The sequence below is a fragment of the Methylobacterium sp. WCS2018Hpa-22 genome, assembly GCF_031843785.1.
In the GTDB taxonomy this organism is placed as follows: Bacteria; Pseudomonadota; Alphaproteobacteria; order Rhizobiales; family Beijerinckiaceae; genus Methylobacterium.
In genome coordinates this window covers 129,966-144,499 of sequence record NZ_JAVTJA010000006.1, presented here as the reverse complement: position 1 = coordinate 144,499, position 14,534 = coordinate 129,966, and the positions used below count along the sequence as shown (strand labels likewise).

Sequence of the window (14,534 nt, the reverse complement as noted above, 5' to 3'; positions counted from 1 at the left end):
CCCAGCGAAAGCTCCATGATCCGCCGCCTCGTCGAAGAAGTCCTGATCTTCCTGTTGCCCTTCATTTTGTTCGGCCTCTATCTCACGATCAGAGGCCGCAACCCGAGCCACGGCGCCCATTGGGAAGGGTTCGTGTTTCGACTGACCATGGGAGGGCTTGCTCTGGTGATCCTGTCCTTCATCATTGCCGGTCTGGCGGGCGAGAAGCATCGCGGCGGCTACGTCCCACCCAGGATCGAAAACGGACAGGTCGTTCCGGGCCATTTCCAATGACTGGTCGCGATCTCCGGCGGGAGGGGCTCAATGCCCTTCTCGTGGATCCAGCCGTCTCGCACGTGCTTTCCGTGCTGAAGGCGGATGGGGAGGAAACACGGATCGTCGGGGGCTCAGTGCGCGATGCCCTGCTCGGCCAGGTGGGATCGGACATCGATCTCGCCACCACTCTTCTGCCGCAGGAGACGATTCGGCGCGCGGCGGCTGGTTCCCTCCGGGCGATCCCAACGGGCATCGAGCATGGAACGATCACCCTGCTCCATGCCGGACGGGCCTTCGAGGTGACCACCCTGCGGGAGGATGTCGAGACCGACGGCCGGCACGCGGTGGTCAGGTTCGGACGGAACTTCACCCGTGACGCGGAGCGTCGCGACTTCACCATCAACGCCCTGTCCCTGAGCGCGGATGGCGAACTCCACGACACGATCGGAGGCGAAGAGGATCTCCGGGCGGGCCGTGTCCGCTTCATCGGTGAAGCGGCGACCCGCATCCGCGAGGACGCCCTGCGCATCCTGCGCTTCTTCCGCTTCCACGCCCGTTACGGGATCGGAGTGCCGGACGTGGACGGCCTACAGGCCGCGCGCGATGCGGCGGAGGCCCTCGATACCCTCTCGCGGGAACGGGTCCGTGCGGAATTTCTGAAACTCCTGGAAGCGCCAGGCGCCCTCGAGGCGGTCGCGACGATGAAGAAGGCCGGGCTGCTCGCGCGCATCATCGGCACCGAGGGTCACGTCGATCGCCTGGAACGCGCCATCGCATCGACGTTGGATCATGGCGGCACGGAGAGGGCGGTGAACTCGCTCGCCGCCTTGGCCGTCGACAACGACGACGATGCGGACCGTCTGCGACAGAAGCTGCGATTATCGAACGAGGAGCATGCCCGTTTGTGCGCCTACGCGGCTGCACGACGGGCCATCGCGCGCCTGCAGCACGTCGGAGCCATCGAGATGCGTCGGCTCGCGGCGACAGAGGATCTACCTGGCTTGGCGCTGGTGATCGCCGTCATGGATGAGACGAACGTGAACCGAATCGACACGGAGGCTCGCCGCGAACTGAGTGGCCTGCTCGATGGCACGTCGACCGCGCCGACCTTTCCCCTCAGCGGGGGCGACCTCATCACGGCAGGCATCCCGCCGGGCCGTTCGGTGGGTCGGGGTCTCTCCGCGAGCCGCTCTCTCTGGCTCGATCGGGGATGTCTTACCGGGGAGGAGGAGCGCGCCCTCCTCCTCGACCATGCGGTGACTCACGCCCGCTCGGGTGACTGAGCGTAGCGAAGGACGTTAGAAGTTGAGGGCGACCTTGGCGTCCTGAAGCTGGACGATCTGGCCGGTGATCTCGTCCTTCTTGGCGAAATCCTCGGTGGCATCGCGCTGCAATTCGAGGGCGGCGATGTCCTTGTCGAGCGAATCGGGCGTGATCTCCTCGAACGGGTTGGCACGCTCAGCGATCACGGTGACCATGGTCGGTCCGATATCGGCGAAGCCACCGCGCACGAGAACGCGCTTACCGGCATGGCCCGCCTCGTTGATCACGATCACGCCCACCTTGAGCGCCGTCAGGACGGGGGCATGGCCCGGAAGAACGGTCATCTCCCCTTCGATGCCGGGAAGCTGCACGGCCTCGATCTGGCCGGAATAGACCGTCCGCTCGGGACCGACGAAATCGAACTGGAAGGTGGCCATGGCGAGGGAGGTCCCGCTTCGGGTTGTCGTGTTGGAAAAGCGGCGCGGTCCCGAGAAGGCCGCGCCGTGATTGTCGGGTCAGGCCGTCCGCCATTTCGGCGGAAGGCCTTGGCGTTCGATGGATCAGGCCGCAGCCGCGATCTTCTTCGCCTTCTCCTTGGCGTCCTCGATCGTGCCGACCATGTAGAACGCCGCCTCCGGCAGGTCGTCGTAATCGCCGTTCACGAGGCCCTTGAAGCCCTTGATCGTATCGGCCAGCGGGACCTGGATGCCGGGCGAGCCGGTGAAGATCTCGGCCACCGAGAAGGGCTGCGAGAAGAAGCGCTCGATCTTGCGGGCGCGGGCAACGGTGAGCTTGTCCTCTTCCGAGAGCTCATCCATGCCCAGGATCGCGATGATGTCCTGCAGGGCCTTGTAGCGCTGCAGGGTCTGCTGGACGCGGCGGGCGACGTCGTAATGCTCCTCACCGAGGACGGCGGGGTTGAGCATGCGCGACGTTGAGTCCAGCGGATCCACGGCTGGGTAGATGCCCTTCTCGGCGATGGAGCGCGAGAGCACAGTGGTGGCGTCCAAGTGGGCGAACGAGGCGGCGGGCGCCGGATCGGTTAGATCGTCGGCCGGCACGTAGATGGCCTGCACCGAGGTGATCGAGCCCTTGGTCGTGGTGGTGATGCGCTCCTGCAGGGCACCCATGTCCGTGGCCAGCGTCGGCTGGTAGCCAACGGCGGAGGGGATGCGGCCGAGAAGAGCCGACACTTCCGAACCGGCCTGGGTGAAGCGGAAGATGTTGTCCACGAAGAACAGCACGTCCTGGCCCTGGTCGCGGAAATCCTCGGCGATGGTGAGGCCGGTGAGCGCGACACGCGAGCGGGCACCGGGGGACTCGTTCATCTGACCGTAGACGAGCGCGCACTTGGAGCCTTCGGCCGAGCCGTTGTTCTCCTTCGGGTCCATGTTGACCTTGGACTCGATCATCTCGTGGTAGAGATCGTTGCCCTCGCGGGTGCGCTCACCGACGCCGGCGAACACCGAGTAGCCCGAGTGCACCTTGGCGATGTTGTTGATGAGCTCCATGATCAGCACGGTTTTGCCGACGCCGGCGCCGCCGAACAGGCCGATCTTGCCGCCCTTGGCGTAGGGGGCGAGGAGATCGACCACCTTGATGCCGGTGACCAGGATCTGCGACTCGGTGGACTGCTCGGCGTAGGACGGCGCGGGCTGGTGGATGGCGCGCAGGGTGTCCGACTGGATCGGGCCGGCTTCGTCGATCGGCTCGCCGATGACGTTCATGATGCGGCCGAGGGTGTTGAAGCCGACCGGCACCTTGATGGCCTCGCCGGTGTCGGTGACTTCCTGGCCACGAACGAGGCCTTCCGACGTGTCCATGGCGACGCAGCGCACGGTGCTCTCACCGAGCTGCATGGCCACTTCGAGGACGAGGCGGTTGCCGTTGTTCTTGGTCTCGAGGGCGTTGAGGATCTCCGGCAGGTGGCCGTCGAAGTGAACGTCGACCACGGGGCCGATGACCTGGGTGATCTTGCCGACCTTGTTGGAGCCGGCGCCGGGGAGAGCGGTGTTCGCCATGTTACGGGTCCTTCGAATATGTTGCGGTCAGGGCGACGGGGAGCGCTTAGAGCGCTTCGGCACCCGAGATGATTTCGATGAGTTCCTTGGTGATCATGGCCTGACGCGTGCGGTTGTAGATCTGCGTCTGCTTCTTGATCATCTCGCCCGCGTTGCGCGTGGCGGAATCCATGGCACCGGTACGTGCGCCCTGCTCGGAGGCCGCGTTTTCGAGGAGCGCGCGGAACACCTGGACGGTGAGGTTGCGCGGCAGGAGCGTGTCGAGGATCGCTTCCTCGCTCGGCTCGAACTCCAGAGCGGCATCCGGAGCGGTACCGCCGGCTGCGGGCAGCTCGGCTGGGATGAGTTTCTGGGCGGTCGGCACCTGGGCGATGACGGAGCGGAAGCGCGAGTAGAACAGCGTCGCCACGTCGAACTCGCCGTCGTCGAAACGCGAGATGATGCTCTGCGCGATCTCGGCAGCAAACTCGTAATCCACCGGCTTGTTGCCGCGCAGATCACGACTCTCGATGATCTGGTCGCGATACTGGCGACGCAGGAGATCGTAGCCCTTCTTGCCGACCGTGACGATCTTCACCGTCTTGCCTTCGGCCGTCAGCGTGCGGATGTGCTCGCGGGCCAGACGCACGATCGACGAGTTGAAGCCGCCGCAGAGGCCGCGGTCAGCCGTGCAGACGACCAGCAGGTGAACCTTGTCGGCGCCCGTGCCGGACAGGAGCTTCGGTCCCTGGACACCGCCGACGAGGTTCGCGGCGAGGTTGCCGAGCACCTGGGACATCTTCTCGGCATAGGGACGGGCATTCTCAGCGGCATTCTGGGCGCGCCGCAACTTGGCGGCGGCGACCATCTGCATCGCTTTGGTGATCTTCTGCGTGCCCTTCACCGAAGCGATGCGGTTACGCAGATCCTTCAAACTCGCCATGGGGTGACTTCCAGATCCGTTCGGTGCGGTTCGACGCCATCTCTCTTCCCCTTGAGTGGGGAAGAGCCGGAGGTGGGGGTGGTGTCGAAGAGGTCTCGGCCGGTCCGGCACACCTCCACCCCAGTCCCCTCCCCGCTAAGGGAGGGGATCATCGACTGGCTTTAGGCCAGCGACTTGGCGACGCTCTCGACGACGCCCTTCAGCGTCTTCGCGCTGTCGTCGGACAGATCCTTCGAGTCCCGGATCTTGGTGAGCAGATCGGCGTGCTTGGTGCGCAGGGTCGAGAGCAGCGCGTCCTCGAACGGACGGACCTTCGACACGGGCAGAGCATCGAGATAGCCGTTCACGCCAGCATAGATCACCGCGACCTGCTCTTCCATCTTCAGCGGCGAGAATTGCGGCTGCTTCAGGAGCTCGGTGAGGCGCGAGCCACGGTTCAGGAGCTTCTGGGTCGACGCATCGAGATCGGAGCCGAACTGTGCGAAGGCGGCCATCTCGCGGTACTGGGCGAGTTCACCCTTGATCTTACCGGCGACCTTCTTCATCGCCTTCGTCTGGGCCGACGAGCCCACGCGGGACACCGAGAGGCCGACGTTCACCGCCGGACGGATGCCCTGGTAGAACAGGTCGGTCTCGAGGAAGATCTGACCGTCGGTGATCGAGATCACGTTGGTCGGGATGTAGGCCGAGACGTCGTTGGCCTGGGTCTCGATGACAGGAAGCGCGGTCAGTGATCCGTTACCGGCGGCATCGCCCATCTTGGCGGCGCGCTCGAGCAGGCGCGAGTGCAGGTAGAACACGTCGCCGGGATAAGCTTCGCGGCCCGGCGGGCGGCGCAGCAGCAGCGACATCTGGCGGTAGGCGACGGCCTGCTTGGAGAGATCGTCATACACGATCACGGCGTGCATGGCGTTGTCGCGGAAATACTCGCCCATGGCGCAGCCGGCGAAGGGGGCGATGAACTGCATCGGCGCAGCGTCCGAAGCGGTCGCGGCGATGACGATGGAGTATTCGAGCGCGCCGTTGTCTTCGAGCGACTTCACGAACTGTGCGACGGTGGAGCGCTTCTGACCGATGGCAACGTAGACGCAATAGAGCTTGGCGTTCTCGTCGGTGCCGGCATGAGCCGGCTTCTGGTTCAGGATCGTATCGAGGGCGATGGCGGTCTTGCCGGTCTGGCGATCGCCGATGATCAGCTCGCGCTGGCCGCGGCCGACGGGGATCAGGGCGTCGATGGCCTTGAGGCCAGTGGCCATCGGCTCGTGAACCGACTTGCGCGGAATGATGCCGGGAGCCTTCACGTCGACGCGGCGACGCTCGGTGGTGGCGATGGGGCCCTTGCCGTCGATCGGGTTGCCGAGAGCGTCGACGACGCGGCCGAGCAGCGCCTTGCCGACCGGAACGTCCACGATAGCGCCGGTGCGCTTGACGGTCTGGCCTTCCTTGATGTCGCGATCCGACCCGAAGATCACGATGCCGACATTGTCCTGCTCGAGGTTGAGGGCCATGCCGCGCACGCCCGACTCGAACTCGACCATCTCACCGGCCTGGACGCTGTCGAGCCCGTAGGCGCGGGCGATACCGTCACCGACGGAGAGCACTTGGCCCACCTCGGTTACCTCGGCTTCCTGGCCGAAATTCTTGATCTGCTCTTTCAGGATCGCGGAGATCTCGGCAGCGCGGATGTCCATCGTCTGGCCTCTTTAAATCGAAACGAAGTTGCTGTGGAGAAACGGGAGCGGGCCTGCGCCGAAGCGCCTACCTCAGGCTTCCCGCATCGCGAGTCGAATACCGTTGAGCTTGGTACGCAGGGATGCATCCACCATCCGGCTGCCGATCTTGACGATGAGACCGCCGATCAGGGCCGGGTCGACGCGCAGATCGAGGTCGATCTCCGAGCGAGCCACGTCGCGCAGGGACGCCTTGATCTCTTCGAGAACGGCATCCGACGGGCGTTCGGCCACGGTCACCTCGGCGCGTACGATCCCCTTCGATTCCGCCACCAAACGGCGGAAGGCGCGGATCATGTCGGGCAGCGCGAAAAGACGGCGGTTGGAGGCCGCGAGCCGGATGAAGTTTGCGCCGAGGCCGGTGAGACCGGCCTTGTCGAGGATGGCGCCGATGGCGGCTTCCTGCTGCTCACCGGTGAAAACCGGGCTGCGAACGAGGCGAGCCAGATCGGGGCTCTCCTTGAGAAGGGAATCAAAGCTCTGGAGGGTCGCCGCGACCGCATCGATCTGGCGCTCGTCGCGGGCCAGCTCGAACAGTGCGGAGGCATAGCGACCTGCTACGCCTGCAACCGGGGAACCCGCCTCGGAACTGGTCTGCGCCACGCGCCACTCTCTCTTTTAATCCGGCCCGAGGTTCCGGCCCGTGACACCGTTCTCGGCGTCGGCTCTGAAACCGTCAGGAATGGGAACCGCCTCGAAATACAGGTCTGAAACCCGTCCTCCCGGCGCGGCGAGGGCCTAGCATGCGTGTTGGGGAGGCGCAAGACGAAGACGGGCCTGCATAAGCTTGTGCGGCGCGCGGTCGTGCACTCATGTCCAATCCGCGAGAACGATGGCGAAGGTGAGGCGTCAGGCCGCCGGCGAAAGTTCAGGCCGTCAGCAGGCGATCTGATCGCAGCGACGCATGGCCCCGATCATCCGAGCGAGGGACTTCGCACCCGGATGTCCGAGAAGGCCGGTATTGCCGAGCACGTAGGAGGGAGTCGCCACGAGACCGAGATCGGCCGCCATGCGCATCTGCGCCTTCAACGCGAGACGCACCTCGTCGCTATCGGCGATCGTCTCGAGCTCCGAGGCGGGCACGCCCAAGGTGGCGGCGACCTGAAGCGCGCCGGTGCCGTCGATCCGGCCGGGTCTGGCGAGCAGCTTCTGATAGAGCGTCCAGGCGGCGGCCGACCCCATCTTGCGCTGGATCGCCAATGCGACCTTCGCCGCCTGAGCCGATTGAGGCGAGAGAATCGGATTGTTGATAAGCCCGATTCGCAAAGCGGTATCGCTTGCGGCGAGAGACGTCATGTCGATCGCCGCCTTTCGGCAATACGGACAATTGTAGTCGAAGAACTCGTAGAGCGTGATCTCCGCCTCGCGGCCCCCCACATAGGTCACGCCCTTCAGAGCAGGGATTTCCCCGACGATTTCACCCGGGAGCCGGGTGTTCGCGATTGGCCGGCCATCGTCGTTATCGACCTTGAAGGTCTGGCCGTAGCCCTGGGCATTGCCGCCGCGTAGTGACGCGACAAGGAAAGCCAGGCTCGCGGAACCGGCCATGAATTTTCGACGGTCGATGGACATGCGAACGGGGCCTCGAAGGTGCGGGATCACCGATCATTCGGCGTCGCGCCTCTTACATCCTGATTCGTGATCGTATCCAGTCGATCCATCCCCACGAATGCCATCAGCCTGGCGGAACCCATCAACCGGACAGATGCGCTATCGGTAAGTCCAAAACCTCGCTTGCCACATAGCCGCCCCCTCATCTTATGGTAACATCAATATATTCATATGAAAATCTATCGTCCAATATATCTATAGGTAATAATGATAGGCAAAATTTTGTTTCCTTCATATTTCTGGGGAATATACATGAAATATACGTTCGAAATTCTTGACTGATTTCAAATGCAAAAAGCCGCCCGCCTCCTTCGATAGCATGAAAGTGATCAGTCGTTTCCAATTTTTGCAAGACAACAATAGTTTCGTTAACTCAATTTACAGAGGAGACGGCGTATCCGACGATGCAGGGTCGAGCGCGGCGATCCACCTTAACCCTTACGCGTCGATAGGGTGATGAATCTATTTATGAACAACGATCTTCGTTCCAAGATCGAAGCGTTGGATCGTTCGCAAGCGGTCATCGAATTCGATACCGATGGCGCCGTACTGACTGCAAACCGGAATTTTCTCGCCGCGCTCGGCTACGAATTGTCCGAGATTCAGGGCAAGCATCACAGCCTTTTTGTCGAGCCGGCTTTCCGGGAGAGCCAGGATTACAAAGCCTTCTGGAGCGCGTTGGCGGCCGGAACCTTTCAGTCAGGCGAGTTCAAGCGCATCGGCAAGGGCGGGCGCGAGATTTGGCTACAAGCCACCTATAATCCCATCCTAGGCCGCAACGGGAAGATCGATAAGATCGTCAAGTTCTCGTCGGACATCACCGAACGGGTGATGCGCTCGATCAACAACGAGGGCCAGATCAAGGCCCTCGACCGCTCGCAGGCGGTGATAGAGTTCGCTCTCGATGGCGCCGTCCTCACTGCCAATCGGAACTTCCTCGATGTGGTGGGTTACGACCTGTCCGAGATCCAGGGTCGGCACCATAGCATGTTCGTGGACCCCGACCTGCGCACCACTGCCGAGTACCGGCGCTTCTGGGACGATCTCGGCCGGGGCGAGTATCAGGCCGATGAGTATCGGCGGATCGCCAAGGGAGGCCGCGAGGTCTTCATCCAGGGGACCTACAATCCGATCCTCGACCGAGACGGACGCCCGCTGAAGGTCGTCAAATTCGCCATCGACGTGACGCGGCAGGTGCTGGAGCGCCAGCGCCGCGCTGCTCTCCAGATTTCCATCGCCACCGACCTCAACGCCATCGCTGGAGCCGCTTCGGGCGCATCGCTACAGGCCGGCCAGGCCGCCCAAGCCTCGACCCAGGTCTCCTCCGACATTCAGACCGTGGCGTCCGGCGCTGAAGAGCTCGCAGCCTCGGTGTCCGAGATCAGCATGCAGGTGACCCACGCCTCGGAGATTTCCAGTCAGGCGGTCAAGCAGGCGGAGAAAACCGGCACCATCATCGCCGGTCTCTCGGGCGCGGCGACACGGATCGGTGAAGTCGTCGCCTTGATCCAGGGGATCGCCGCGCAGACCAATTTGCTCGCCCTCAATGCAACGATCGAGGCGGCACGGGCAGGAGAAGCAGGCCGGGGCTTCGCGGTGGTCGCCACCGAGGTGAAGGCTTTGGCCGCCCAAACCTCCAAGGCAACCGAGCAGATCAGCGCTCAGATCATGTCGACCCAGCAAGCGACTCAGGATGCGGTGGGTGCCATCACCTCGATCCAGGACACGATCATGACCCTGAACGAAGTCGCGAGCGCGATCTCGGCGGCGGTCGAAGAGCAGAGCGCGGTGACCCGCGAGATGTCGGCGAGCATGCAGACCGCCTCCAACGGCGTGGGCCAGATCACTAGCAGCCTCAGTGAGATTGCCCGCTCCACCGAAGAGGTCGATTCGGCCACTCAGAAGGTGAGGGTCGCCTCCCAGGAAGCCGCCTAGGGTCCCCTCTGCCGGTCCCTCGACGCTTCGCTCCAACGACGTCCGCGCCCTCCTTTGGCTGGGGGCGAAGCGCCTAACGCATTGCTCCCGGCCGGTCGCCTATCGCCCAGGCAAGCGCCTGTTCCAGCCGATCGTTACCCCAGAACAGCTCGCCATCGCCGGTCAGGAAGGTCGGGGCGCCGAAGATGCCGCGCGAGCGTGCCTCTTCGCCATTGACGCGCAGACGTCCCTTGTTGCCCTCTAGGGCCGCAGCCTTGAGGATCACGGTGCCATCGAGACCGAGCCCGTTGAGGACCCCCACGATGGCCGGCGGTTCGGCGATGGAGCGCCCCAGAGAGAACTGGGTCTCGTAGACGGCTTTCGAGAACGGAACGAGCCAGTCGTGATCCATGCCGTAGGTGGCTGCACGGGTCGCGCTCAAGCTGTTCTGCGGGAACGGGTCGGGCCGCTTCAACGGAGGCAGGCCTTGCCTCGCCGCCTCGCGCTCCACATCCCGCCACATATGCCGTCCCTTGGCCGGAAAGAGATTGAAGGGCGAGGAATTCCAGCCCTGGCTGGCGAAAATCGGGCCAAGGAGGAAGGGCCGCCAGCGCACTTCGACGCCGGCGGCTTCCGCCATCTCGTCGATCCGCATGGCCGCCAGGTAGGAATACGTGGAAGAGAACTCGTACCAGAATTCGAGGGTCGGCCGTCGCGGCATTCGTCGAATCTCCGGCGTGGGGTGACAAGCGGGGTTGAATTACGCAGTTTCGGCCGTCGGGGCCAGGGCAGCAACGGGCTCCGCTGACGCGGTGGTGGAAAGCGGGAGCGAACACCTCTGCAACGTCTCCTGCGGCATGCCGGTTGCACGACGCGGCTGTCGGCTGATAAGTCGCCCCGACTCCACGAGAACCGAAGCGAGCCCGATGTCAGACGTGAATCCGAAGCCCGTCAACAAGGTCGTGCTCGCCTATTCCGGTGGCCTCGACACCTCGATCATCCTGAAATGGCTGCAGACCACCTATGGCTGTGAGGTCATCACCTTCACGGCCGATCTGGGACAGGGCGAGGAGCTTGAGCCGGCGCGCAAGAAGGCTGAGCTGCTCGGCATCAAGCCGGAAAACATCTTCATTGAAGATCTGCGCGAGGAATTCGTGCGCGACTACGTCTTCCCGATGTTCCGCGCCAACGCGGTCTACGAGGGCGTCTATCTCCTCGGCACCTCCATCGCCCGCCCGCTCATCGCCAAGAAGCAGATCGAGATCGCCGAACGTCTCGGCGCCGATGCGGTCTGTCACGGCGCCACCGGCAAGGGCAACGATCAGGTCCGGTTCGAGCTCGGGTATTATGCCTTGAAGCCCGATGTGACCGTCATCGCCCCCTGGCGCGAATGGGATCTCAAGAGCCGCGAACAGCTGATCGCTTTCGCCGAGCAGCACCAGATTCCGATCTCCAAGGACAAGCGCGGCGAGAGCCCGTTCTCCGTGGACGCGAACCTTCTTCACGCCTCCTCCGAGGGTAAGGTTCTGGAGGACCCGGCCGATGAGGTGCCGGATTACGTCTATTCCCGTACGCTTTCGCCGGAAGAGGCCCCCGACACTCCGACCATCGTCACGATCGGCTTCGAGAAGGGCGACGCGGTCTCCATCGACGGCGAGCGCCTCACCCCTGCCACTCTCCTGGCCAAACTCAATCAGCTCGGCCATGACAACGGCATCGGCCGCCTCGATCTCGTGGAGAACCGCTTCGTCGGCATGAAGAGCCGGGGCATGTACGAGACGCCGGGCGGCACGATCCTGCTGCCGGCCCACAGGGCCATCGAGTCGATCACGCTGGATCGCGGCGCGGCGCACCTCAAGGACCAGATCATGCCGCAATATTCGGAGCTGATCTATAATGGCTTCTGGTTCTCGCCGGAGCGCGAGATGCTCCAGGCCCTCATCGACAAGAGCCAGGAGATGGTCACCGGCGAGGTTCGGCTGAAGCTCTACAAGGGCGGCATCCACGTCATCGGCCGCACCAGCCCGAACTCGCTCTACGACCAGGACCTCGTCACCTTCGAGGAGGGCGCCGTGGCCTACGACCACCGCGACGCGGCGGGCTTCATCAAGCTCAACGCCCTGCGCCTGCGCACCTTGGCTCAGCGCAAGAAGAAGCTCGGGGCATAGGCCTCGGGATCCACCCCTCCCCCGTCGCGGGGAGGGGTTTACGCAGCGCTTAGACGGCGGACCAGCGGTTGCCCGCCTTACCGAAGGGGCCGGGGCCGAGATCGCCGTAGCGCAGGAAGATCTGCAGGGCCGGCTGCATCTCGTGATGCACCGCCGGTATTTCGGTCCCCGCTCCATAAGGCTCGGCCGTGTCGAAGGCAGGCACGTCGCGGCCGTCGTCCCAGACGATGTTCAGCTTCCTCACCAGCGCCAGATGCTCGTCCGTCACATCGAAGGTGACGTGCTCGGGCGTCTCTCCCGTCCCTTCGTCACGAAACACGTCGCCGACATCCTCCGACGAAAGCTTGGCCAGGGTGTTGTGATACGCGTAGCGGCCCGGCTTCAACACGGCATTGTGGATGAAGACCGCGAGCGCGTCGCCGAGCGCCCGGTGTTCCTCGTCCGCCCCATCATCGTCGCCGGTGACGTTGAAGATGTCGCCGTCACGGTCGGTGCTGCCATAGGGTGCGTCGGGATGCACGATGGGCGCGCCTTGCCCAGCCGGGTTCCAGGCCACCACCATCCGGCGGATCAGGGCGATCCGCTCGAGGGTGAGGTCGAAGGTTGTGCTGTCGGCCATGTCGCGTCCGCTATCGGTGTTGTGTGCGTCGTGTCTCGCATCCGCCCCATCACGGGCCGGCCCCGGCCGCCTGCCGGAGAATGGACGGCTCTATGACACGTGTTGCGGCAAGCCTCCACGTGTCTGGATTCAGCGAAGGCAGCCCATCAATCCACCGACCCCATTCATCCGCCCCTGGATGCGTGTGGCGACCGCACGCACTCCGCGAGATGGCAGGGCCGCATTGCGTTGGATCGGGTTCGGCAGAACGGCGGCGAGCAGGCTCGCCTCGCTGCGGTTGAGGTTCCGCGCGCTCTTTCCGAACCAGCGCTGCGCCGCCGCCTCGGCGCCGTACACACCGTCCCCCCATTCGGCGATATTCAGATAGATCTCCATCATGCGCCGCTTGCCCCATAGGGTATCGGCGATAACGGCAAGAGGAATCTCCATTCCTTTACGGATGACCGAACGCCCGGGCCAGAGGAACACGTTCTTCACCGTCTGCATGGAGATCGTCGAGGCGCCGCGGCTCGGCCCCTCGTCGTCATCCACCACGTCGCGCAGGGCGCCCCAATCGACGCCGTTATGTAGGCAGAAGCGCTGATCCTCCGAAGCGATCACGGCCTGGACCAGGAGCGGGGAGATCGCGTCCAGGGTGACCGCTTCGCGGCTCACGGGTTTGCCGGTCAACCATCGCGCCAGCATCAGGGTTGAGGGCGGCGTCAGCGCACTATAGACGAGCCCCAGAACAAGAATCAGGGCCAGCAACATGACGGGGAGCAGCATGAAGAGGCCGACCAGCCGCCTCACCCAATGCTTCCTTCGTCCTTGGCGGATGGAATCGAGATCGCGCGCATGGCGTGATCGCGAATCGCTGTCATCTGCCGCACCGTCGCGCCGTTCCTGAATCCGTACCTCCCGCACAACGACGCGCCCATTCTTGACCAAGGCCCTTCTTACGATGACCTCACCAAAAGCATCCCACGCTTCGGTCAAGGCGGACGCATCTCAAGCGTTTTCCCACAAGCTTTCGAGCGTGGCCGACGCCGTCGAGGCGTTTCTGGCCGAACGCCTCGGTCCCGAGACGCAGACGGGCGAGATCACGCGTCCCACGCGGCTGATGGAGGCCATGCGCCATGCCGTGCTCGGCGGCGGCAAGCGTCTGCGCCCGTTCCTGGCGGTGGAGACGGCGCGGATGCTGGGCGGCTCCGAGGCCGGGGCGCTGGCCGCCGGTTCGGCCATTGAGCTCGTCCATTGCTACTCCCTCGTCCACGACGACATGCCGGCCATGGACGACGACGACATGCGCCGGGGCAAGCCTACGGTCCACAAGGCCTATGACGAGGCGACCGCCATCCTCGTCGGCGACGCGCTGCAGACGCTGGCCTTCGAGATTCTGGCAGATGCGACCTGGCAGCCGGATCCGTCGATCCGTGCCGACCTCGTTCTCGGCCTTGCAAAGGCGTCCGGCCTCGGCGGCATGGTCGGCGGCCAGATCCTCGATCTCGGGGCGGAAGGTCGCTTCGGCGACGTCTCCCTCGATGTCGAGGACACGCTGCAGCTTCAGGCGATGAAGACCGGCGCCATCCTGGCCTTCTCGGTGGATGCGGGTGCCCTTGTGGGCGGTGCGACGTCGGATCAGCGTGCCTCCCTATGGCGCTACGGCCTCGCCTTGGGCCAAGCTTTTCAGATCGCCGACGATATCCTCGACCGCGAAGCCTCTCCCGAAGCGATGGGCAAAGCCACCGGCAAGGATAAGGATGCCGGAAAGGCGACACTCGTCGATCGTCTCGGCATCGACGGCGCCCGGGCGGAATGCGACCGCCTCGTCGGCATGTGCGAAGAGGCCGTTTCTTCCTGGGGCGACAAAGCCCAGACACTGCGCGAAGCGGCACGCTTCACGGTCGCCCGCAAAGTGTGATGCGATCGCCCCACTGAACTCTGCCGCGATGTTGCATTGCGGCAGGTCCGTGATATCAGGCCTTCATGCATCTCAAGCGGTTCATCGATTTTCTCGGCCTGACGCCGCCGTAGGCTTAAGCCTACCGAATC

Annotated in this window: 14 protein-coding genes; 5 read left to right on the top strand and 9 right to left on the bottom strand. The window is 64.1% G+C overall.

Going from position 1 to position 14,534, the window contains the following annotated elements; all coding sequences use genetic code 11:
* Nucleotides 1–15: 15 nt before the first annotated feature.
* Together RQI43_RS10060 and RQI43_RS10055 are read left to right on the top strand one after the other, a co-directional pair.
* Nucleotides 16–273: a DUF6111 family protein gene (locus RQI43_RS10060; protein WP_056431227.1), complete on the top strand. Its 258-nt coding sequence runs from the start codon at nt 16–18 to the stop codon at nt 271–273.
* Nucleotides 270–1,538, top strand: coding sequence for a CCA tRNA nucleotidyltransferase (locus RQI43_RS10055; protein ID WP_311275060.1), 1,269 nt, complete (start codon nt 270–272; stop codon nt 1,536–1,538). Before RQI43_RS10060 ends, RQI43_RS10055 begins: the two co-directional genes overlap by 4 nt.
* Nucleotides 1,539–1,553: 15 nt before the next feature.
* On the opposite strand, the gene atpC is transcribed toward RQI43_RS10055, so the two are convergent.
* The 6 genes from atpC to RQI43_RS10025 all read right to left on the bottom strand — a co-directional run bounded on the left by atpC (nt 1,554) and on the right by RQI43_RS10025 (nt 7,763).
* A complete protein-coding gene (gene atpC / locus RQI43_RS10050; RefSeq protein ID WP_056431232.1) occupies nt 1,554–1,955 on the bottom strand; it encodes an ATP synthase F1 subunit epsilon in 402 nt (133 codons plus the stop codon).
* 123 nt (nt 1,956–2,078) lie between these two features.
* Nucleotides 2,079–3,539, bottom strand: a complete 1,461-nt coding sequence (gene atpD, locus RQI43_RS10045; RefSeq protein ID WP_018044914.1) for a F0F1 ATP synthase subunit beta — start codon at nt 3,537–3,539, stop codon at nt 2,079–2,081.
* A 46-nt stretch (nt 3,540–3,585) separates the two neighbouring features.
* Entirely contained in the window at nt 3,586–4,461 is an 876-nt protein-coding gene (locus tag RQI43_RS10040; protein WP_018044915.1) for a F0F1 ATP synthase subunit gamma, read from the bottom strand.
* 161 nt (nt 4,462–4,622) lie between these two features.
* On the bottom strand, nt 4,623–6,152 hold the full coding sequence (gene atpA, locus RQI43_RS10035; protein WP_056452095.1) for a F0F1 ATP synthase subunit alpha: 1,530 nt from the start codon (nt 6,150–6,152) through the stop codon (nt 4,623–4,625).
* A gap of 72 nt (nt 6,153–6,224) precedes the next feature.
* The gene (locus RQI43_RS10030; protein ID WP_056431239.1) at nt 6,225–6,794 is read right to left on the bottom strand and encodes a F0F1 ATP synthase subunit delta; all 570 of its coding nucleotides are present in this window, start codon (nt 6,792–6,794) and stop codon (nt 6,225–6,227) included.
* 273 nt (nt 6,795–7,067) lie between these two features.
* Entirely contained in the window at nt 7,068–7,763 is a 696-nt protein-coding gene (locus tag RQI43_RS10025; RefSeq protein WP_311275059.1) for a DsbA family protein, read from the bottom strand.
* Between the two features lie 495 nt (nt 7,764–8,258).
* Between RQI43_RS10025 and RQI43_RS10020 the strand changes: the two genes are divergently transcribed.
* The gene (locus RQI43_RS10020) at nt 8,259–9,737 is read left to right on the top strand and encodes a PAS domain-containing methyl-accepting chemotaxis protein (protein WP_311275058.1); all 1,479 of its coding nucleotides are present in this window, start codon (nt 8,259–8,261) and stop codon (nt 9,735–9,737) included.
* 73 nt (nt 9,738–9,810) lie between these two features.
* Here RQI43_RS10020 and RQI43_RS10015 read toward each other — a convergent pair whose 3' ends face one another.
* A complete protein-coding gene (locus RQI43_RS10015; protein WP_056431249.1) occupies nt 9,811–10,437 on the bottom strand; it encodes a 2-hydroxychromene-2-carboxylate isomerase in 627 nt (208 codons plus the stop codon).
* 205 nt (nt 10,438–10,642) lie between these two features.
* Here RQI43_RS10015 and RQI43_RS10010 point away from each other — a divergent pair, with 205 nt between their 5' ends.
* Nucleotides 10,643–11,884 carry an argininosuccinate synthase gene (locus RQI43_RS10010; RefSeq protein ID WP_207411586.1) on the top strand — a complete coding sequence of 414 codons (1,242 nt, stop codon included), beginning with the start codon at nt 10,643–10,645 and terminating at the stop codon, nt 11,882–11,884.
* Between the two features lie 49 nt (nt 11,885–11,933).
* Here RQI43_RS10010 and RQI43_RS10005 read toward each other — a convergent pair whose 3' ends face one another.
* Both RQI43_RS10005 and mtgA read right to left on the bottom strand, forming a co-directional pair.
* Nucleotides 11,934–12,503: a hypothetical protein gene (locus tag RQI43_RS10005; protein ID WP_056431255.1), complete on the bottom strand. Its 570-nt coding sequence runs from the start codon at nt 12,501–12,503 to the stop codon at nt 11,934–11,936.
* Nucleotides 12,504–12,632: 129 nt separating this feature from the next.
* Complete coding sequence (gene mtgA, locus RQI43_RS10000) at nt 12,633–13,430, bottom strand: monofunctional biosynthetic peptidoglycan transglycosylase (RefSeq protein WP_082469949.1); 798 nt, start codon at nt 13,428–13,430, stop codon at nt 12,633–12,635.
* A 13-nt stretch (nt 13,431–13,443) separates the two neighbouring features.
* Here mtgA and RQI43_RS09995 point away from each other — a divergent pair, with 13 nt between their 5' ends.
* Nucleotides 13,444–14,403 carry a polyprenyl synthetase family protein gene (locus RQI43_RS09995; protein ID WP_056431596.1) on the top strand — a complete coding sequence of 320 codons (960 nt, stop codon included), beginning with the start codon at nt 13,444–13,446 and terminating at the stop codon, nt 14,401–14,403.
* The last annotated feature ends 131 nt before the right edge of the window (nt 14,404–14,534 follow it).